Raw genomic sequence first — 485 nt, forward strand, 5'->3', positions numbered from 1 at the left:
AAACATCAAAATCTGCCGGCATGATTTATATGCATTGTTATGGGCTGCGCGTCTCAGTTATCTATGACTAGTATCTTTTCCAACGTTCATTGTTCAATCTGTCCAATTCTACCATATTGATTTTCGCAAGACGGTCAACAGCATCTATTAGAAGTCGGTCCAATTGATTTGCGATTGATTCAAAGGGTTTTTCTTTCACTAAGTCTTCGGAGAATCGCAGATCAGTTGTCCCTTCAAAATACCAAGCTGCAACACTAAAAGTCCATTTCTCTTCGTTTACTCCTTTCGACTCAAAATTTGGTTGAAATATGATCGCTTTATTTATGGTGTGGTCAATCCAATCTATCCTTCGTTCTTCAAATGTCCGCAGACGTTCAGGGTAATCAGGACGATCTTTGGACACTTTAGCATTCACTTTGCTCGCCAATGTCTCTAACTTTAAGTCTATCTCGTTCGTGAATCGTTTCATAGCGTTGCCCATAACG

At 39.8% G+C, this 485-nt stretch carries 1 protein-coding gene; it reads right to left on the reverse strand.

Annotation, left to right across the window (positions count from 1 at the left end):
* Positions 1-67: 67 nt before the first annotated feature.
* On the reverse strand, positions 68-485 hold a 418-nt coding region (locus KK060_RS24900), incomplete at its 5' end, for a hypothetical protein (protein WP_254158010.1).

It is taken from the genome of Chryseosolibacter indicum (assembly GCF_018598585.1).
Taxonomy (GTDB): domain Bacteria; phylum Bacteroidota; class Bacteroidia; order Cytophagales; family Cyclobacteriaceae; genus Chryseosolibacter; species Chryseosolibacter indicus.